At 67.8% G+C, this 19831-nt stretch carries 19 protein-coding genes; 10 read left to right on the top strand and 9 right to left on the bottom strand.

Annotation, left to right across the window (positions count from 1 at the left end; genetic code table 11):
- Positions 1-90 precede the first annotated feature (90 nt).
- Positions 91-984 (top strand): tyrosine-type recombinase/integrase, encoded by an 894-nt coding sequence (locus AC069I_RS40810; protein WP_478267755.1) that lies wholly within the window; start codon positions 91-93, stop codon positions 982-984.
- A 102-nt stretch (positions 985-1086) separates the two neighbouring features.
- On the opposite strand, the gene AC069I_RS40805 is transcribed toward AC069I_RS40810, so the two are convergent.
- A complete protein-coding gene (locus AC069I_RS40805) occupies positions 1087-1842 on the bottom strand; it encodes an MBL fold metallo-hydrolase (RefSeq protein ID WP_478267754.1) in 756 nt (251 codons plus the stop codon).
- Between the two features lie 134 nt (positions 1843-1976).
- On the opposite strand from AC069I_RS40805, the gene AC069I_RS40800 reads away from it, so the two are divergent.
- The 4 genes from AC069I_RS40800 (at position 1977) to AC069I_RS40785 (ending at position 6045) form a co-directional block, all read left to right on the top strand.
- Entirely contained in the window at positions 1977-2330 is a 354-nt protein-coding gene (locus AC069I_RS40800; RefSeq protein ID WP_478267753.1) for a hypothetical protein, read from the top strand.
- 351 nt (positions 2331-2681) lie between these two features.
- Positions 2682-3770, top strand: coding sequence for an adenine nucleotide alpha hydrolase family protein (locus tag AC069I_RS40795; RefSeq protein ID WP_478267752.1), 1089 nt, complete (start codon positions 2682-2684; stop codon positions 3768-3770).
- Positions 3767-4984 (top strand): aminotransferase class V-fold PLP-dependent enzyme, encoded by a 1218-nt coding sequence (locus AC069I_RS40790; protein ID WP_478229460.1) that lies wholly within the window; start codon positions 3767-3769, stop codon positions 4982-4984. Before AC069I_RS40795 ends, AC069I_RS40790 begins: the two co-directional genes overlap by 4 nt.
- 11 nt (positions 4985-4995) lie before the next feature.
- Entirely contained in the window at positions 4996-6045 is a 1050-nt protein-coding gene (locus AC069I_RS40785; protein ID WP_478267751.1) for a methyltransferase, read from the top strand.
- A gap of 15 nt (positions 6046-6060) precedes the next feature.
- Here the strand turns inward: AC069I_RS40785 and AC069I_RS40780 are convergent, their stop codons facing one another.
- Genes AC069I_RS40780 through AC069I_RS40770 form a run of 3 tightly spaced genes read right to left on the bottom strand, consistent with a single transcriptional unit; the run spans position 6061 to position 9593 of the window.
- Positions 6061-7266: a cytochrome P450 gene (locus tag AC069I_RS40780; protein ID WP_478267750.1), complete on the bottom strand. Its 1206-nt coding sequence runs from the start codon at positions 7264-7266 to the stop codon at positions 6061-6063.
- Complete coding sequence (locus tag AC069I_RS40775) at positions 7263-8576, bottom strand: glycosyltransferase family 4 protein (RefSeq protein WP_478267749.1); 1314 nt, start codon at positions 8574-8576, stop codon at positions 7263-7265. The genes AC069I_RS40780 and AC069I_RS40775 overlap by 4 nt, the downstream gene beginning before the upstream one ends.
- 18 nt (positions 8577-8594) lie before the next feature.
- Positions 8595-9593: an NAD-dependent epimerase/dehydratase family protein gene (locus tag AC069I_RS40770; RefSeq protein WP_478229464.1), complete on the bottom strand. Its 999-nt coding sequence runs from the start codon at positions 9591-9593 to the stop codon at positions 8595-8597.
- Between the two features lie 556 nt (positions 9594-10149).
- Between AC069I_RS40770 and AC069I_RS40765 the strand changes: the two genes are divergently transcribed.
- The 3 genes from AC069I_RS40765 (at position 10150) to AC069I_RS40755 (ending at position 12168) form a co-directional block, all read left to right on the top strand.
- Entirely contained in the window at positions 10150-10326 is a 177-nt protein-coding gene (locus tag AC069I_RS40765) for a hypothetical protein (protein ID WP_478232875.1), read from the top strand.
- A 101-nt stretch (positions 10327-10427) separates the two neighbouring features.
- A complete protein-coding gene (locus AC069I_RS40760; RefSeq protein ID WP_478229466.1) occupies positions 10428-11297 on the top strand; it encodes an EamA family transporter in 870 nt (289 codons plus the stop codon).
- Between the two features lie 37 nt (positions 11298-11334).
- Complete coding sequence (locus AC069I_RS40755) at positions 11335-12168, top strand: class I SAM-dependent methyltransferase (RefSeq protein ID WP_478229467.1); 834 nt, start codon at positions 11335-11337, stop codon at positions 12166-12168.
- A gap of 475 nt (positions 12169-12643) precedes the next feature.
- Here AC069I_RS40755 and AC069I_RS40750 read toward each other — a convergent pair whose 3' ends face one another.
- The 5 genes from AC069I_RS40750 to AC069I_RS40730 form a co-directional block, all read right to left on the bottom strand.
- Positions 12644-12784: a hypothetical protein gene (locus AC069I_RS40750; RefSeq protein WP_478229468.1), complete on the bottom strand. Its 141-nt coding sequence runs from the start codon at positions 12782-12784 to the stop codon at positions 12644-12646.
- Positions 12785-12934: 150 nt separating this feature from the next.
- On the bottom strand, positions 12935-15433 hold the full coding sequence (locus AC069I_RS40745) for a tetratricopeptide repeat protein (RefSeq protein ID WP_478267748.1): 2499 nt from the start codon (positions 15431-15433) through the stop codon (positions 12935-12937).
- A gap of 11 nt (positions 15434-15444) precedes the next feature.
- Entirely contained in the window at positions 15445-15849 is a 405-nt protein-coding gene (locus AC069I_RS40740) for a hypothetical protein (RefSeq protein WP_478267747.1), read from the bottom strand.
- 222 nt (positions 15850-16071) lie between these two features.
- Entirely contained in the window at positions 16072-16869 is a 798-nt protein-coding gene (locus AC069I_RS40735; RefSeq protein ID WP_478229471.1) for a hypothetical protein, read from the bottom strand.
- 51 nt (positions 16870-16920) lie between these two features.
- Entirely contained in the window at positions 16921-17373 is a 453-nt protein-coding gene (locus AC069I_RS40730) for a hypothetical protein (protein WP_478267746.1), read from the bottom strand.
- A 240-nt stretch (positions 17374-17613) separates the two neighbouring features.
- On the opposite strand from AC069I_RS40730, the gene AC069I_RS40725 reads away from it, so the two are divergent.
- Both AC069I_RS40725 and AC069I_RS40720 read left to right on the top strand, forming a co-directional pair.
- Complete coding sequence (locus AC069I_RS40725) at positions 17614-18936, top strand: M20/M25/M40 family metallo-hydrolase (protein ID WP_037338283.1); 1323 nt, start codon at positions 17614-17616, stop codon at positions 18934-18936.
- Complete coding sequence (locus AC069I_RS40720) at positions 18936-19823, top strand: alpha/beta fold hydrolase (protein WP_478229472.1); 888 nt, start codon at positions 18936-18938, stop codon at positions 19821-19823. Before AC069I_RS40725 ends, AC069I_RS40720 begins: the two co-directional genes overlap by 1 nt.
- Positions 19824-19831: the final 8 nt, after the last annotated feature.

The following is a 19831-nucleotide window of genomic DNA, read 5'->3' as shown; positions in this document are numbered from 1 at the left end:
TTCACCTCGGCGATCTATCGCGCTCTCATGCCGCGGGTGGCGCGCTCCCCGGCCTTGTGTAAGGAGCGATTTCGCCCAGCATCGAAGGTCATGGAGCCCTCAGACCTGGACGAAACTGTGTTACGACTGGCGGCTGCGGCGTACCTCGCACGCTACTCGGGCGTGTCGCGGACGCATTCGGAGTCGGACCTGCGGATCTTCTTCACCTGGTGCGGCGAACGCGACCTCGCTCCGCTGGCAGCGCGCCGGGCGCAGATTGAGCTGTACGTGCGCTGGATGCACGAGGTGCGACGGTTCAAGCCCTCCACGGTGTCGCGCAGGATGTCAGTGGTCACCGGCTTCTACCGCACCTGCGTCATCGACGCCGTGCTCGAGCACTCGCCGGCGGAGTACGTCCGACGCCCCGTGGTGCCCAACGAGTCACCGACCCTCGGCTTGTCACACCTGCAGTTCGAGGCCCTACTGACTGCGGCCCGGGAGTCGGTCAACCCGTTCGACTTCGCACTGGTCGCGATGCTCGGCCTACTCGGCCTCCGGGTATTCGAGGCCTGCTGCGCAGACATCGGAGACCTCGGCGAGGAACACGGACACCGGGTGCTGCGGGTGGTCGGCAAGGGCAGCAAGGTCGTGCTGGTGCCCCTACCGCCGGCGGTCGGACGGGCTATCGACCGAGCCGTTGGCGACCGCGATCACGGTCCGATCCTGCTCAACCGACGAGGCGTCCGCATGGACCGGCTTTGCGCAACCCACCGGCTACGCCGGCTGGCCGGGGCCGCGGTGGTGCGGCTCCCGAGGATGCACCCGCACATGCTCCGCCACACCTTCATCACCACAATGCTTGACGCGGGGGTCGACCTACGCGACGTCCAGATCGCAGCCTGCCATGCCGACCCGCGCACGACCATGCGCTACGACCGCGCCCGCAAAAACCTCGACCGGCACCCGAATTACATCCTGGCGGCGTACATGGCGTCCGCAACCTGACGCCTGACGCACTGTCTTGCCGACGGTCGTGCGCTGGTTGGCGGACGTGTCGGTGGACCGGCACATAACCGGTCGGGGCGGCTGCTCGTCGAGAGGCCCTGGTCAGGCGTCGTTCGCCGCGTTGGGCCCGTCGAAGGGCCGGGTGATCTCGAAAGCGTCCTGGAACCGCCAGGGGATGCGGGACTCGCCGGCCTTGCGGATCAAGACGTCCTCGGTGCGAGCCGCTTTGTCCAGGAAGAACGGCATGGTTCGCAGGGGGCGGTCGAGGGGGCGCGAGAAGTCGTCCCAGTGCACCGGAACGATGAACGACGGGCTGGCGGCCTCGACGACATGATGCCAGTAGTCGTCCTGGAACTGCTTGCCCTGGGCGCCGACACCTCCGACTCCCAGGCAGAGGAAGTCGACGTCGAGCCCGTCGAACTGGTGAGGGACGAAGTCGGCGCTCGGGTGGACGAGCATTCGTCCAGCGGGGTGGGTGAGCAGGAACGAGTAGCAGCCTCCGGTGCGGTAGGCGGACGCTTTGGTCGATGTGGTCAAGGGCTCGTCGATCGTGCCCGGGTAGTGATCGCCCGGGCTGTGGAGCCCTTGGAAGACGCGAACGGTGAAGTCTCCCAGCTTGACCTGGTCGCCGTCAGCGATCACGCACATGGAGTCGTCGGGCAGGCCCGCTCCGCGGCCGACGTTGAGCGTGGACGGCGAACCGTACAAGGTGCCACCACGAAGGCGGACGACGTCGGGAGCATCCCTGACGTGGTCGTGGTGGGAGTGAGCCACGAACAGGGCATAGAGGTGGTCGATCCCGCCGCGCTCGAGCGCGGCGGTGATGCGCTCTTGATCGGGAGCGATCTTCCCAGCCACGACCCGCGCCCCCTGGAACACCGAGAGGGGACGGCCTGACGGACGCGCCCCACCATGACCGCGGCGGGAGCACGCTGAACGTTCGCGCAGGGCGCGATCAGGGTGTTTCTCAGGCGGATGGGTAGGCTGCCCGCGTGGAGTTCGTGGTTGCCGAGGACGAGGTGTGGCTCACCGCGTTCGGCGTTCTCCCGCAGGCTGAGAAGGTGTCGGGCGACGATTGGGTACGAGAGGTGCGCGTCCCCGTCTCCGTGACCGAAAAGCTTCACATCACCTGGGATGTGATCGGGCAGGGCGTCCGCGTCCGATACGAGCAGTCATCGAAGGTCATCGTCGATGTCTACCGCGAACAGGCAACCCTTCTCACGATTGAGGCTCACGAGACTGGGCCCGTCGTCGCGTTGGAGTACTACGCAGAAGGCTGCCGCGGCCGGACGCGCGTGCAGACTCAACCGAACTTCGCCCTGCAGGACACCTTCCTACGTACGTGACTGTCCGCTTCCCGCGGTGGATCGCGACTCGATCAACGCTGGTCTTCGAGCTCGATCGTCCAGGTGCTCACGCTCGCACGGCAAGATCAAGAGATCCAAGATGTGTCAGGCACCCCTTTGTCAGCGCCCACCCGCTGTGATCGCACGATACCCGAGTGGTCCCTTGTCGTGCACCTCACCCATTTCTAGGGTAGTTACACGGCCGTGAAAATTCGTCGCACTCCGGCGTCCGGCCTGTCGGGGGTTTTCGCAGGCACGGCGGCCGTGGGGACAAATGTTGCCAGTCGCGCGAAAGGAATGGTTATGTCGGTCGCTCCGGACGGTTCGGTCTGCACTCGATGCGGTATGCCCATGGGGTACGACAAATTCATCGCCTGCCTCGATGGCAGGGATCCATCGCCTGATCTCGCACTGTGCACCCATTGTTTGAATCCGCCGGATCCAGCGGAATTGCCTGCCCAGGAAGACCGCGGCAGGTTACTTGATCTGGTCTTCCGAGTGGCCCGCGGCGAAGTGGCGGGAGAAGTACCGGCCGAACTCGACGAACTTGTCGCCAGCGTGCCGGCGCGGCGGCCGCAGGCGAAGGCCGACGCGCTGGTTCTCTACAGTGGCGGCAAGGATTCCAGCTGGATGCTGCACGATCTGGCAGGCAGGGACGTGCGGGTCGTGGCTTGGATGCTCGACCAGGGATATCAATCGCCGCTGGCGATCCGCAACGCCAGTTCACTGTGCGAGAAACTCGACATCGAATTGGTTATCGTGCGTCCGGAACGCGATCCGATGAACACTCTGTTCCGGCTCGGTTTCGCGATGAACGAAGAGGATGACTCGGATCTTCTCCGCGCGGCGATGTCGTGGGGGTCGGCGTGCTGGCCTTGTTTTTCCACCATTCTCGCCCAGGCGTCGGTATATTGTCTGGAAAATTCGATACCGCTATGTTTCGTCGGGACACACAAAGGCCAGAACCGCACTACCGCCGGTGACCGGCCGATCGTGAAGGTAGACGGGCTGACGCCGTTGGCCGACGTCGTCGAGGACCAGGTCTCATTGTTGCGCAGACACGCCGAACGCAAGGCGCCGGAAGCCGCGGAATTGCTCCGGGCCGGGGACAGCGGAACCGCTCTGGTGCCCTTCTACGAGTTCGTGCCGAAGCCGCCGACCGAGCGCATCATCGCCGACCTCGAGGCCATCGGCTGGGAGGTACCCCACAACACCGGCAGCTGCAGCACGAATTGCATGATCAACGAACTCGGCTACCGCATCATGCGCAATCAGTACGGTTTCGACATCTACCAGATCGCCGAAGCCCACGAGCAGCGACTCTCGCCCAACCCGTCGCCCGCGAACATCGCCACCCTCGACGAGGAGGCGATCCGGCGCGGAGCGAAGCTGATCGAGCTGACACCGGTCGAGTCCCGCCGCTGGGGCATCGAAAAGTGACGGCCGAGCCCCACTGGCCCGAGCTGCGGGCCCAGTTCGACCTCGACCCGGCCTACGTGCACCTGGGACTCTCAGTGCTGGCCCCACACCCGCGGCCGGTCCGCGAGGCGATCGAACGGCACCGGCAGGGCCTCGACAGCAACCCGGCGTTGTACTTCCACCATCGCGACGAGCTCCAGCGCCGGGTCCTGGAGAAGGCGGGACGCTACCTCGGTGCTGAGCCGGACACGATCGCGCTCACCGAAAGCACCACCATGGGCCTCGCCGTCGTGTTCACCGGCATGATGCTGCGGCCCGGCGAGGAGATCCTGAGCACCTCGCACGAGCACTACGCGGCCAGGGAACTTTTGCGGTTCAAGGCCGAATCGAGCGGCGCCTCCCACCGGACCATCGAGCTCTACGAGGACCCTCGGACGGCGACCGAGGACGAGATTGTCGATGCCGTGACCCGCGGCATCGGGGACCGGACCAGGCTGCTGGCACTGACCTGGGTGCACTCGGGGACCGGGGTCAAGCTGCCGCTGGCCCGTATCGCGGAGGTCGTCGCGGCCGTCAACGCCGGGCGTACACCCGGTACCGAGGTCCTGACCTGCGTCGACGGGGTGCACGGTATGGGCGTCGAGGATTTCGAGGTGACCGAGCTCGGCTGCGACTTCTTTGCCACAGGTTGCCACAAATGGCTTTTCGGGCCTCGGGGAACGGGCCTGGTCTGGGGCAGTGAGCGGGGCTGGGCCGCGATCCGGCCGATCATCACCTCGTTCGACGTCGAAGTGTTCTGGCCGTGGTACCTGGGTTCCGTGCCGGACGGCAAGGCGCCGGCGGCACGGTTCTGCACCCCGGGTGGGTTCCCGGCCTACGAGCACCGGTGGGCGCTCGCCGAAGCCTTCGACTTCCAACAGGAGCTGGGAAAGCCCTGGGTGGCCGCCCGCATCCACGACCTGAACGCGCACTGCCGCGGTGCGCTCGCCGACGTAGCCGGTGTCCACGTGCGCACGCCTGACGTGGGCGGGCTGACGTCCGGGATGGTGTGCTTCGACGTTTTCGGCATCGACCCGGCCACCGTCGTCGACCTCCTGCTCGCCGAAGGGGTCGTCGCCGGGCAGACGCCGTATCGCAGCAGCGCGGTCCGGTTCGCCCCTGGCGTGCTGAACGACTTCGGCGACGTCGACCGCGGAGCCGAGGCACTGGACCGGATCATCAAAAACCACACCTGAACGGAGAGACGTTGAGCAACAGGGACACCGACCGGGATGCGGTGGTCAGGGTGGCCCGCGGCGCGACCCTGTTCACCCCGTGGGCGTTGCGGGCCGCGGTTACGCTCGGACTGCCGGACCTGGTGGCCGACGGCGTCAATGACCTCGCCGGCCTGGCGCGCCGGTCCGGCGCGGATGTGACTGCCCTTCGGCGGCTGGTCCGGTATCTCGTGCTGCTGGAGGTGTTCCGCGCGCCCGCCGCAGATCGCGTCGAACTCGGAGAGCTCGGGGCGGTCCTGTGCAGCGGCCACCCGGCAGGCTTGGCGAAGGCACTGGACCAGCGCGAAGCCTTTGCCCGTCGTGGTGACGAGGCGATCGCCTCACTACCCGAAGCGGTGCGCACGGGCAAAAGCGTGTGGGCCGGCCTGTTCGGACGCGGCTTTTGGGACGACCTGGCCGCCGATCCGGTGCTCGGCCGGTCCTTCGACGCGGCGATGGCCGCGCACGCCGCCACGCTCGGCCCCGAGGTGGCGCGACGGTACGACTGGTCGGGTGTCCGGCACGTGACCGACGTCGGCGGCGGGACCGGGCACGTCCTCGCGGCCGTACTGGCCGCTCACCCCGGGCTCGCCGGAACGCTGGTGGATCTGCCCGGCACCGTCAGCGCCGCGGACCCGGTGTTGCGGGCGGCGGGGGTGTCGGATCGGGTGACGGTGGTGGGCGGCAGCTTCTTCGATCCGCTGCCCGGCGGGACGGACGTCTGTCTGCTGGCGAACATCCTGCACGACTGGCCCGACGAGGCCGCGGTCGCGATCCTGCGCCGCTGCGGGGCAGCGGTGGTCGCGGGCGGGCAGGTCGTGCTCGTCGAGCGAGTGCTGGACGAGGTGCCCGCAGCCGGTGACGATCCTGGTCAGTTCGTGGCGAGCCAGCGAGACCTGGCCATGCTGCTCCTGCTGGACGCTGCCGAGCGCACCGAAGCACAGTTCGCCCGGCTCGGCCGGGAAGCCGGGCTGCGGCCGGACGGCGTCGCAGGGCTGTTGCCGGAGCAGGGTCTGTTCCTGGTCTGCTTCGACGTCGGCTGACTGCCGGCAGGAGGCTCAGCCGGCCCAGGAAACTTCGAGGGGAAGAGTCCGGAACCCGATGGCCTTGCGCACGTCCTCGGGTCGCACGCGGCCGTCCAGTGAGAACGAGTCCCACCGCTCGAGCACCGCGCGCAGGGCGATGCGCTGCTCGAGCCGGGCCAATGGGGCACCGACGCAGAAGTGGATACCCCGCCCGAATCCCAGATGGCGGTTGGGTTCGCGCCGCGGATCGAAGCGATCCGCTTGCGCGAACTGGCGTTCGTCCCGGTTCGCGGAGGCGATCCAGACGAGCAGTACCTCACCCGCCGGGATGGCCTGGCCGCCGAGGGTGACGTCGCGGGTGGTCCGGCGCGGAGTCGCGGGCAGCTGCCCCCGGAAGCGCAGGACCTCCTCGACGGCGGCAGGGATCAGGCCAGGCTGGCACCGCAGTGCCGCAGCGAGGTCCGGCCGGGTGGCCAGCAGGTGCACGGCGTTGCCGAGCACCAGTGTGGTGGTGATGTGCCCGGCTACCAGCAGGAAGCCGCAGACGCCCAGCACTTCCTCGTCGGCAAGCCGGGTACCGGCCACCTCGACGGCGGCGAGCTTGCTGATCAGGTCGCCGCCCGGATGCCGCCGCCGGTAACGGATGTGGTCGAGGAAATAGGCGTTCATCTCGCCGATCAGCGGTTCGACCGAGCGCAACATCTCCTCGGTCGGCACCACCACCGGTTTGTCCCCGCGGCCCTGGAAGAACAGCGCGTCGGCCCAGGCGCGGAAGCGGTACCGATCGGCCAGCGGGATGTTCATCAGCTCGGCGATCACGATCAGCGGCAGTGGGTAGGCCAGATCGCGGACCAGCTCCACCCGGCGCCGCCCGGCCATCGAGTCGAGCAGCTCGTGCGCGATGGCGGTGATGCGGGGCGCGAGACCGGCGATCATCCGGGGCGTGAGCGCGGTCCTGACCAGTGACCGCAGTTTCGTGTGTGCCGGCGGGTCGAAGCCGTTGAACGCTCCGCGCGCGACGATCGCGAACTGCTCCGGCTGCCGGACAGCCGAGCGCAGGTCCGACGAGAACGTCTCGTGGTCGCCGATGACGCGCACCGCGTCGTCGTAGCGGAACACGTGCCAGTTCCCCAGCTCCGCGTCGTAATGCACCGGCTTCGAGTCCCGCATCCGTGTCCACCAGCGCACCAGGGAGGCGTAGTCGCTGCGCTGGTCGGCCAGTCCCAGTCCTGCGGTCATCCGGTCACCCCGGCCTTCTCGTCGTCACCGGCACGGCCGGGATCGGCGGCCATGATGCCGAAGATCTCATCATGCAGTCCACTGAGGACAGTCCGGTCACCCGGATCGCGGCGGTCGATCAAGCCCAGCTCCGTCGTCCGGACGGTCAGGTCTTCCAGCGTTTCCAACCGGTAATGGTCGAGGAAGGCGCGGACGGCGGGTGAGTAGCGCTCACGGTGTAACGCCGCGGACGGGGCCACGGGTACCGCCAGCCGCGGGTGGTCGGTGAGCTCACCGACCACGCCGCGGAGTACGCGCATGGTCTCCTCGTAGGTGGCCCAGGCAGGCGTCCGGTAGTCCGTCAGCTTGCCGCGGTCCAGCACCCGGCGGCATTGCCGGGCGAGGTCGGCCGGGTCGACGGCGGCGAAGTCGAACGGGCTGGTCCGGCCGGTATCCCCGTGCTGGACCGCGGCCAGTGCGCCGTTGTGCTCGCCGACGAAGTACGGGAAGCCGTCCCAGCGCGGCAGCACCGCGGGCAGTCCGCAGGCCATCGCCTCCAGAGGCGCTTTCCCATAGGTCTCGAAGATGCTGGTGGCACCGGAGACGTAGAGGTCCGCCGCGTTGTACAGGCTCACTGTCTCCTCCCGCGAGAGACGCTGGAACAGCACCACGTGCTCGAGCTGTACGGCGAGCTGGTTGTACAGCACCGCGTCGATGTGTGTCACCGACATCGTCAGCAATGCGTGCGGCACGCTCCGGCGCAGCAGGTGGTACGCCTCGAGCAGGGCGCCGATTCCCTTGTCGGTCATGAACCGGCCGGTATAGAGCAGGATCGGCCGGTCCGGTGGCAGCCCGAACCGGGCCCTGGCCGCCGTACGGTCTCCCGGCCGGTAGATGTCGCGGATGCCGAACGTGCAGATGTTGCGGGCGGGGATCCCGGCGACCTGCTCGTAGGCGGCCGCGGCATTGGTCGAGCCGCACAGGACCAGGTCGCCGGGATGCGCGGTCTCGGCGACCAGCATCAGGTGGCACAGGATATTGAGCGGGTACGGATTCGTGTGCGGGATGATCAGCGCCGGGCACGAGTGGCCGTCCCGCCTCATCAGGTACAGCAAAGGCAGCGCCTCGGTGTACTCCGCCACGACCATGTCCACGGTGGACAGATCGCAGGCCTCGCGCAGTCTGGTGTACACCTGCTCGAAGAACTTGAAGTCGTGTCTGGCCGCCGGCAGCTGCTCGATCCGGAACAGCAGCAGTTCCGTGTCCTGACAGAAGATACTGACGTCGTCAGGCGCGTCGGTCAGCGCCAGTACCCGCTTCATCGTCGTCATCCCGTCCCACCCGCGCCGTCAGGCCGGCAGGCTCTCGAAGTACATCTGCCGAGTACCGAGTTCCGGCCAGCGATCGCGTGCTTCCTTGGCGGACGCGATCACCCGGCGGATACCCTCCTCGACTGTGACCGACGGGTGGAAACCGAGGAGGTTCTCGGCCTTGCGCGTGTCCGCCCACAGCCGCTCCGCGTAGATCGCGATGGGCGTCGGTACGTAGCGGGGCGTGAGGTCCATGCCCAGTTCGGCGCCGATCAGGTCGAGGGTGCGATTGAACGTCGTTTCCAGCCCGGTCCCGACGTTGAACTCGTCGGTCTTGAGGTCGCCTTCCAGCGCGAGCTGAAAGGCGCGGCCGGCGTCGGTGACGTAGATGAAATCGCGGGTCTGCTGCCCGTTCCCCCAGAGGACGGGCGTTTGCCCGCTGAGCGCGGCCCAGACGAACAGCGAGATGACGTTCGCGTAGCCGCCCTTGCTGAACTCGTCGTGCCCGTAGACGCTGAACGGGCGCAGCCCGACCGCGGTGATGCCGTAGCGGTCGGAGTACTGCCGGGCCGCCTCTTCGTTCCACTTCTTCGAAAGCGCTTTCAGATCCGGCGGGGCAAGGGTCATCTCCTCGGTGTAGGGCACCGGGTTCCCCTCGTACACCGCGCTCGTGCTGGCGTACACCAGTTTGCCGACCTCGTTGCGGCGCACGGCCTCCAGGATGTTGAGGAAGCCTTGTGTGGTGACCGACGCGCCGTCGGTGGGGTCTTCCTCGTACATCAGGAAGGAGGACGGCGCGGCGAGGTGGATGACCCCGTCCATACCCTTGGTCAGCTTCGCCACCAGGGAATAGTCGCGGGAGTCGCCTTCGACCCAATTGACCTCGTTGCGGATCTCGTCGTCGACGAACTCCTTCCCGCCGATCTTGTAGTTGTCCAGCGCCGTGATGGTGTACCCGTCACGGACCATCCCGGCAATCATGTTGCGTCCAATGAATCCGGCGCCGCCGGTGACGAGGACGTCCTTGTAGGAAGCCATATCGCTCCTCGGGGGAACTCACTGTGAGAGCCGGTGTCCAGCCCCCCAGGGTGACACCGGCGAGAATTTACCTTCTCCATGGAAGCAGACCACGAAAGGCGGGGGAATCCGCTGATCGAGTGGACGATCATCGATTGGAAAGTGCTTGCTTGTTTTTCCTTTCGTAGCACAAATCGGTAGTTTTGTTTCTGCGGCAAGGCGGAATCCGTAGCGCGGATACGCCGATCGCCAGGCCCGCGGACCGGTGTGTCGGAACCCGTTTGGTGGAAACGGATCCGCCTGCTGACGACAGAGGGCGACGAAGTCGGGCACCGGCGGCCGATTGATCGACACCAAATCCGCGTGTTAGAAATGCTGAGGCGCGATCCACCGGAAGCGAGGATTGGGGGGCTGACGGCCATTCTTGCGCCCACCGCCTTTCGTCCATAAAGGAATTCCGCGCTCGCGCCACTGCCGGGCGCCTTCGTTCCCGTCCGCCTGACGGGAAACCATTCCCGCACTCCTCGTGCCGGGGCTGGCGGCCGGGAGCCGATTCGATTCAGTGAAAGGAGGAACAATGGAGATGAACTGGGTGTCCGACCGGGCGAACTGGGTCTCGGACCGGGCGAACTGGGTCTCGGACCGGGCGAACTGGGTGTCCGACCGGGCGAACTGGGTCTCGGACCGCAGTGAGTGGGTTTCGGACCGGGCGCTGTGCGCGTCGGCCGGTGTCTACGAGCTGGTCTCGGTCTAGCCGACCAGGCCGGCGCGGCCGGTCACAGCGCATGATCGGCCGCGTCGGCCGTACCTGGGGGCAGGTGGCGCCCCGCATCGAAAACCGCGAAAGGTGCCCCGTTGATAGTTCTGGCTGTGCTGCTCGTGCTCGTCGCGGCGTTCGCCCATGCGGGCTGGAACGTGATCGCGAAGAGAATGGGCATGTCGGGTTCGCTGTTCGTTTTCTCCTATATGGCCGTGGGCAGTGTGCTGATACTGCCGCTGGGGATCGGTGCCCTCATCCTCGGCGGTCCGGTCGACCTCGGGCACTGGGCGCTGTCGGCCGTGGTCGGCACCTGCCTGCAGCTCAGCTACTACCTGCTGCTGCAACGCGCCTACCGTACATCGGATCTGTCAGTGGTCTACCCGCTGTCCAGTGGCGCGGCACCGGTATTCGCGATCGCCGCGGCCGTGCTGCTGCTCGGCGAGCGGCCGAGCCCGCTGGCCCTGCTCGGCGCGGCCACGGTGATCGGCGGGGTCCTGGTCATCACCGTGGACCGGTCGCCCGGCCCGATCGGCCGCGCCGCGAGGGTGTCCGCGGCCGGGTTCGGGGTGCTGATCGGTCTTGCCAACGCGCTGGCGACATTGTGGGACAAGAACGTCGTCAGCGGCTTCGGTCTTTCACCGCTGCTCGTCTTCTGGGGCGTGTCGGTCGGGGAGGTGCTTGTCCTGGCTCCGGTCGCGCTCGCGCGCACCCGGGCACTGCGAGAGCTCTGGTCGGCGCACCGGCGCGAAATCGTGGTGGTCGGCACGCTGGTGCCGACCGCGTATGTCCTCGTGCTCTTCGCGATCCGGTGGGCACCGGTCAGCGTAATCGCTCCAGTGAAGGAGTTGAGCATCGTGACCGCGGTCATCTTCGGCTGGTACTTCCTCGGGGAAGGCCATGTTCGCCGCCGGGTCACCGGCGCGCTGGTTGTGATGGGTGGTGTGGCCATGCTGACCTTCGCTTGAGGCCCGACCCGCTCACGGTTGCGAAAGGAACAAGCCCATGAACACGTCGTCACCCGACACAGCGATGCGGCAGACCTTCGACACGGTGGCAGGGGCCTACGACCAGAACGGCGTCGAGTACTTCCGCCCGATCGCCGCACGGCTCGTCGAGCTGGCCGCGCTCAGTGCCGGTGAGTACGTCCTGGACATCGGCTGCGGCCGTGGCGCGGCGCTGTTCGCGGCGGCCGATGCGGTCGGCCCCTCCGGGCAGGTCGTCGGGATTGACGTCTCTCCGGCCATGGTCGCGAAGACGGCGGCGAATCTGCGAAGCAGACACGCCACCGGAGCGGTCGTCGCGGTCATGGATGGCGCCGCTCCCGGCTTCGGACCCGGCTACTTCGACGCCGTCATCGGCAGCAACAGTGTGCACATGGTGCCGCACCTGGAATCCGCCTACGGCCGGTACCGGACCCTCTTGGCTCCCGGCGGACGCCTGGCGGTCTGTGCGCCGGCGTCAGTACTCGAACCCGAGCCCCGAGTGTTCGGGCTGCGGTCCATCGCGGCGGCCGCAGCCAGGTTCTCTGTCTCGGCCCGCGTCTACCCGCAAGAGGAAGCTTTCGGTGGCGCGGAAAAGGCGACCGCGGACCTCCGGCGCGCCGGTTTCTCCGATGTCGCCGTCCACGTCGAGGACGTCCTCCTGCGGGCGGACTCACCGGATCAGCTCGTCAGTTGGACCTGGACGCACGGTATGCGGATGATGTGGGACACGATGCCCGCGGAGCACCACGAGACGGTCGCACAAGAGATCGCGGCCGAAGCAGCCGAGTTCGTGACGGAATCTGGCGTCCTCGAAATCCCGTCACCCGTGCGGTACTTCGTCGCCCGTTGCTGATCGCCGTACTCGAACGTCCTTTAGGTCCACCACGTCCATCGGCCCTGATCATGCGAAAGCAGGCTCTGGTTCTGACAAACAAGGCGCGTTGACGGCTGCGGGGTGGCCGGCATCGCGGTTTCCCCTCCGGCCCGTTCACTGAGTCAAACGTCCGCTCATGCCGCGGGTCGTGTGTTCCCGCCACTGTCTGCTCATGCCGTCGAGCGTGTAACTGAACTATTAAAGGAATGTGGTGTCGCCGAAGCCCATGTCGCGCATCCTCTCGGGCGAGGAGACAACCATGATCTCGTCACCTCCGACGAACACGCGCTGCCACTCCGGCGGCTGTGGGATGGCAGCGACAAACCACACTGCTCCGTGGCGAACTCGAGACGCACAGCCGTCCAGTCGCTCCCAATGAGCGGCGGTCTCGCGAATCGGCGTCCGCAGGTATCGGTCCCACGGACTCCTGGAACCGCCATCGGTCCCGTCGGACTCAGCCGTTTTCACGCAAGGATACCCAGCCGATCATGGCTTCGGGGTCGTTGAAGGCCGACGGCAGATCCTCGGAACCTGAGCGTGGGGGAAGAACTTTGGTCAGTATCGACAGCCCGAAACCACGGGTCGCGCGCAGCACGAGGGCGACCTGCCCAGGCACGCGGATCAACGCCGAGTGGACCAAACCCCGCCCGCGTAGCAGATCGGTGGCCGAAAGCGTGCCCCGCTCCCGGCCACTTCCGCCGGTCCGACGGGACACGAGCGCATCACTGGGCCGTTCTTCGAGGTGTCACCTTCCGCGGGCGCGGCGAAGATTGGCGCGTACGGCCCGGGTTTCGGGGTGGCCGGGCCCCAGTATCCGCTTGTAGGCGGCAAGGGTGGCTTTGTACAGCGGGATCGCTTGCCGGAGATCCCCCGCCGATTCGTAGGCGCCGGCGAGGTTGTGTCGAGAGGACAGAGTGTGCGGGTGACTGGGACCGAGTACCCGTTCGCGGGCGGCGAGAGTGGCCTCGTGCAAAGGGATCGCCCGCCCGAGGTCTCCTGCCAGCCAGCAGGCGTAGGCGAGGTTGTTGCGGGAGATCAGAGTGTCGGGGTGGTCCGGGCCCAGCACCCGCTCACAGTCGGCGAGGGTCGCTTCATACAGCGGGATCGCCTGCTCGAGTTTTCCCGCCATCTCGTAAGCGGCGGCGAGATTGTTGCGGGAGGTCAGAGTACTGGGGTGGTCGGGGCCCAGTAGGCGCTCGCGGTCGGCGAGGTTGGCCTCGTACAGCGGGATCGCCTTCCTGAGATTCCCCGCCATCTCGTAGGCGCCCGCCAGATTGTTACGGGACGTCAACGTCCTGGGGTGGTCGGGGCCCAGGACCCGTTCACAGTCGGCGAGGGTCGCTTCGCACAGCGGGATCGCTTGCCCGGGATCACCTGCTGACCGGTAGGCGCCGGCGAGGTTGTTGCGGGAGGTCAGGGTGTCCGGGTGGTCGAGGCCCAGCACCCGTTCGCGATCGGCCAGAGCGGCCTTGTACAGCCGGATCGCTTGCCGGAGATCCCCCGCCGATTCGTAGGCGCCGGCGAGATTGTTGCGGGAGGTCAGGGTGTCCGGATGGTCGAGGCCCAGCACTCGCTCGCGATCGGCGAGGGTGCCTATATGCAGCGAGATCGCGTATTCGAGATTCCCCGCCGACCGGTAGGCGTAGGCGAGGTTGTTGCGGGAGGTCAGGGTGTCCGGATGGTCGAGGCCCAGCACCCGTTCGCGATCGGCCAGAGCGGCCTCGTACAGCCGGATCGCCTGTCGGAGATCCCCTGCCGACTCGTAGGCGGCGGCGAGGTTGTTGCGGGAGGTCAGAGTGCCGGGGTGGTCAGGACCCAGCACCCGCACACAGTCGATGAGGCAACGGTCCAAGTATCCCGTCGCCATCGCCACTGCTCCCTGGTTCCCCAGAAATCGCCCCAACTGGCCGAGGACGAAGATGGTGTCGCCGGTGTCGTCCTCAGGGGCGGTGTTGCCGATGAGTGATTGAGCGTGGGGCACCAGGACCCGCAGCCCTGGCCAGTCTTGGGGCGCCTCGGGATTCAGCGGTCGGAGTGCCCGGCTCAGAGCGCTGGTGGCGTGGTCGCGTGCGTATGCGACGTCGACCGGGCTGCGATGGAGGTCATCGGGGTCGGGGGTGCGGGTGACCGCCTGCACGAGCCTGTGCACGCTGATCACTGCACCGTTGCGGGTGATCATGGCGTAGGCGGCCAGGCGTCCCAACGCCTTGGTCACGGCGAGCTCGTCATCGATCTCGTTCAGCAGCGTGGTGGGAATGTCGTCGGGGGCGTACCAGGCCAGCACTCGCAACACCTTGCCCGCCAACGGAGTGTCGGCGAGCCGATCAAGGGTGACGCGCCAGATCCGGGCCATGGTCCGCTGCGTGTTCCCGCCCTCGGCGGTTTCGCCGTACATGGTGGCCGGGTATCGGCCGAGCAGGTCGAGGTATTCGCCGGCCGTGGAACCGGTTTCGGCCATGAAGGCGCCGGCCTGCTCGATGGCCAGCGGCAGAAATCCCAGTTCGGCACACAAGGTGTCCGTGCCGTCGGTGCCGGCGGCGGGGTCGTGGTGGGTCAGGATCCGGGTGAGCAGTTCGTGCGCCTGGCCGGGTTCCAGGACGTCGAGCGAGAGCGGCGTGGTGGCGATGTCGTGCCAGCCGGTGGTGCGCCGGCTGGTGATCAGCACCTGGCCCCCGGGCAGGCGAGCCAGCAGCGTCGCCGCGTCATTCGGTCCAGGAAGGTTGTCCAGGATCAGCAACCAGCCGCTGTGGGTGGCCAGCCAGCGCAGGCCGTGCTCGGTCTGCTGCTCCAGCGGCAGAGTTCCCACTGCGGGTTGCAGCGCGACCGCCAGGCGCGCCAAGCCGGTCTCGATGGACGTGGGGGCGTCGGCGGTGATCCACCACACCAGTGAGTGGCCGGCGCGGTGCGTGTCGGCGTAGTGCGCGGCCAGCGTGCTTTTGCCGATCCCGCCCAAGCCGTGCACCGCGGTCACCACCACCGATCCCGACGAGGACGCCGTGATCGCCTCCCGCAGCCGCTGCAGGTCCCCGCCACGGCCGACGAACATCGCGGACCGTTTCGGCAGGTTGACCAGACCGGCCGGTGTGTCGATCTGCTCCATCGGCGTGACGGCCGCGGGTACGTGGACGTGCTGCGCATAGGTGTTGTGCTGGACATTGTGGTTTCCCACCTGCACGCCTTGGCCGCCGCGGATCTCGTACGCGGCGGCCGGTTCTCCGTCGGAACCGTAGGGGTTCGAGGGCATCGGCGACGGTGTCAGCCGAAGGTGTTGGTCTGAGTGTTGTGGTCGCCGACCTGCACGCCTTTGTTGCCGTGCATCAGCACCCGGCACTTTCCCTCCTGGGTTCCGGCGGGATCGGTCAGCTCCAGGACCTTGAGCGCCGCCGCCACAAGCTCGTCATCCGCCCCCGCGTCCGCCGCGGCCAAGGCCGCGGTGAGTTCGCGTCGCCGCGCGGCCCCGTCCTCGATCGGCGTGATCGCGTCGGACTCGACCGCCTCCACCACCTCGGGCGGCACGGAATCGCCGCGGCGCAACGTGCGGAGGGCCAGCGTCTTCACCCCCGAATAAGCGTCCTTCACCGCGTTCGACGCCGTCTCACGCGCCCCCACCGCCGCACCCGCGGCCAACGCCGCTACCACCAGCTCGACCGACTCGATCACACCGAACCCCTCACGTCGCCACGACCGTCAACCGTCGATATCGGCCACGACGCTCAGACCGCTACAGCCCCGCCTTCAGGCGCGAACAGTCAACGCACTCCTGCACGGCCGTTATCCGGCGAACACCGGATAGACCGGCTCGCCGCGGACGAGGGTTCTGCCCCTTCGAGACCTCAGCCATGGCACGGGCCGGGCGGGGCGGCGCCCGGCCCGTGCGTGCCGTCAGGCCAGGCGGACCTGGAAGACGGCGACCCGGGCGTCATGCCCGTCCACGCGCATGTCCACAGTCTTGGTGTCGATGAACTGCTCCTGGACGACGCCGTTGCCCGCCAGCCAGTTGATGCGGTCGATACCGGTGCCGAAGCACCGGCGCTCCGCGTCCAGGCTGGTGGCCTTGTAGTAGTTCGGGTTGTTGGTATCCGCGGTCCAGAAGACCAGGCGCCCGACGTTGTGGTGCGCGAGCACGCGACTGGCGTGGATTCTCTTGTGCTCGTTCCACTCGTCGCGCAGGTCGGTGCGCTGGTCGCCGTTGTACGCGTTGGCGATGTAGTGCGAGTTGATCAGCGCGAACTGGAGCGTCGGGTAGCTCTGGTGACGCACCACGACCTCGTTGATCCAGCGCGGCGGGGTCACCCCGCTGATGCCGCCGTGCACATACGTGGTCTTCGCGCTCGCCACCGCCCACGGCTGCGGGATCGAGATCGGGATCCGGAACGACGTGTTGTGCCGCAGGAACGCGTTGTTGTACAGGGGCCCGAAGTAGTGGTCGATCATCGCGGGCTCACCGGTGTCGCCCTCGTTGATCTCCTGCCAGCCCACCAGAGGCCGCACCAGGGGGTCACAGTTGCGGACGGCGTCGATCGCGGCCTCGCGCGCCCCGAGGTTGTCGCGGCCGATGTTGGCGGTGACGATCGGCAGCCGGATCCATCCCGTCGCGGCGGAAGCCGTGTCGGCACCGGCGGCCAGGACGCCGAGCGCGGCACCACCACCGAGAGCGAGCGCCTTGCGTCTGTTGAGCATTCCGGACACAGCAGATTCCCTTCTCGCGCTGTCACAGCGGGACACAGCCCGTCAAAGTGTCACAGAATGCGGTGCGGTTGTGACCCCCGCGCGCCAAAACTGCCGCTTGCCGGTCAGTGCTTCGGGTGGAGGCGGGCCGCCGCCGTGACCTCGATCCGTCCAGTCGGTCAGCGCGCCACCCGGTCGCCGATCCAGCGTTCCAGGACGACAAGGCGCTCGTCCCGCGGAGGGCAGGGTGCCGGTGGCGGCCGGGACACTGCGTAGGTGGGCCAGGGTCTCGCTGGCGGGTAGCTCGTCGAGCACCTCGTGGGTGAGCGGGCGGTCATCCCGGCCAAGTGCGGCGAGTAGCGCGCTGACGTTGGGGCGTGCGAGCCAGCCCATGGCAGTGTCGGGCCGTTCGACGTGGGTGATCGCGTGGTGCGGTGCCGCGAGCTCGGCGCGGTCGCCGAGGAGGCTGCGTACTCGCTGGCCGAGGGTGCAACGCAGGCAAGGACTCAGGCTCAACTGCCACGTCTGTTGGCAGGTCGGGCAGCGGCCCCAGAAGCTCGGGTCGGATTGACGCATCTCGCGCACAGCGGTGCTACGGTGCCGTGATCGTTCAGCGGCGAAGGTGCTTGTCCGCTTGCGCGCGATCACCCGCTGCCTGCCCATGACGCGGCGGCAGCCGCCTGAGTGGGTCTTCACACGCCGTCCACCAGGCGGTGGCAGCGGGTCGGCGGGCTCCGCCAATGGTAGGAATGCCTGGTGACCGAACCGAATTTGATCGAAGCAGCCGCCGAAGAGGCAGTCACCCTCACCAGTGAACTGATCCGCATCGACACCACCAACACGGGTGACCCCGACACGCTGGTCGGTGAACGCGCCGCGGCGGAGTACGTCGCCGAGAAGCTCACCGACGCGGGCTACGAGATCACCTATGTCGAGTCCGGGGGCAAGGACCGCCATAACGTGATCGTCCGGCTGCCGGGCGCCGACCCGTCGCGCGGCGCGCTCCTGATCCACGGTCATCTCGACGCCGTCCCCGCCGACGCCTCGGAGTGGTCGGTGCACCCGTTCTCCGGTGCGATCCAGGACGACTACGTCTGGGGCCGCGGCGCGGTGGACATGAAGGACATGTGCGGCATGGCGCTCGCGCTGGCCCGGCACTACAAGATCAACGGCATCGTCCCGCCGCGTGACCTCGTCTTCGCCTTCCTGGCCGACGAAGAGGCGGGCGGCAAGTACGGCGCCCAGTGGCTGGTCGAGAACCGGCCCGAGCTGTTCGAAGGCGTCACCGAGGCGATCAGCGAGGTCGGCGGCTTCTCGATCACGCTGAAGGACAACGTCCGCGCGTACCTCATCGAGACGGCCGAAAAGGGCATCCGCTGGATGAAGCTGCGGGTGCGCGGCACCGCCGGTCACGGCTCGATGATCCACCGCGACAACGCCGTCACCAAGCTGTCCGAGGCCGTCGCCAGGCTCGGCAACCACCGCTTCCCGCTGGTCATGACCGACTCCGTCCGCGAGTTCCTGGACGGCGTCACCGAGATCACCGGCTGGGACTTCCCCGAGGACGACATCGAAGGTTCCGTCGCCAAACTCGGCAACATCTCCCGGATGATCGGCGCGACCCTGCGCGACACGGCGAACCCGACGATGCTCACCGCGGGCTACAAGTCGAACGTCATCCCGTCCGTCGCGGAGGCTTCGGTCGACTGCCGGATCCTTCCTGGCAGGCTCGAGGCGTTCAACGCCGAACTGGAGGAGATCCTCGGCCCGGACATCGAGAAGGAGTGGATGGAGCTGCCGCCGGTCGAGACGACCTTCGACGGTGCCCTGGTCGACGCGATGACCAACGCGGTCCTCGCCGAGGACCCGGGCGCCCGCACACTCCCGTACATGCTCTCCGGGGGCACCGACGCGAAGTCGTTCCAGTCGCTCGGGATCCGCAACTTCGGCTTCGCCCCGCTGCAGCTGCCCGCGGACCTAGACTTCTCCGCGCTGTTCCACGGGGTCGACGAGCGTGTCCCGGTCGACGCGCTGAAGTTCGGCGTGCGCGTACTCGACCGCTTCCTCCGCTCTGCCTGATGCCCGGTCTGCTGGCCGCCGACGGGACACCCCTGCACTTCGAGCGCTGGGGTGATCCGTCGGCGCCGGTGACCGTGGTGCTCCTCCACGGGTACGCCCTCGACAGGCGCAGCTGGCGTGCCATCGCGCCGGTGCTCGCCGAGGCGTCCGAGGAACCTCTCGCCGTGGTGGCCTACGACCAGCGCGGCCACGGAGAATCCGGTGAGGTCCGGGCGTCGTCGGCGACCATGGGGAAGCTCGCCGACGATCTGGCCGAGGTGCTGGACAAGGTGGTCCCCGGCGGCAAGGTGGTCCTGGTCGGCCATGACATGGGTGGGCTCGCGATCCTGTCGCTCGCCCAGCGCCACCCGGACGTCTTCGCGGCGAGGGCGGCCGGGATCGGGTTGCTCGCGATGTCGGCGGGCGGCGTCACCCCGGACGCGATCTGGCCGAACGCGCTCGGGAAGCTCGGCCGTGACCTGGAGATCGTCTTCGGGACGAAACTGATCGGCCTGGTACGGGAGCACACGAGCAAGGCGGTGACCGCCGGGCTGAGGTGGTGGCTCTTCGGCGACGACCCGGTGCCCGCCGACGTCGAACTGACCGTGCGGATGATCCGCGGCAACTGGCCGCAGACGGTGTCCGCCTTCCGCCCCGCACTGGACGCCTACACGCGGGAATCGGCGCTGTCGCAGGTCGGGGCTGTGCCGGTGACGGCGATCGTGGGGGAGCGGGACAAGCTCGTGCCGACGGCGGACGTCGAGGAACTGGCGGGCGCGGTGGAGAACGGGACGGCCGTGGTCCTGCCCGGCGTCGGGCACGTCGTCCCGCTCGAGGCGGCCCCGCAGGTCATTCCCCGCCTGCTCGCGCTGGCGAACCAGGCCCGCCGACAAGCCGAACTGTCTTGACAAAATCT

Source organism: Amycolatopsis sp. NPDC043885, assembly GCF_056435685.1.
The sequence above is the reverse complement of the archived record's forward strand: the minus strand, read 5'-3'. Positions and strand labels throughout refer to the sequence as shown.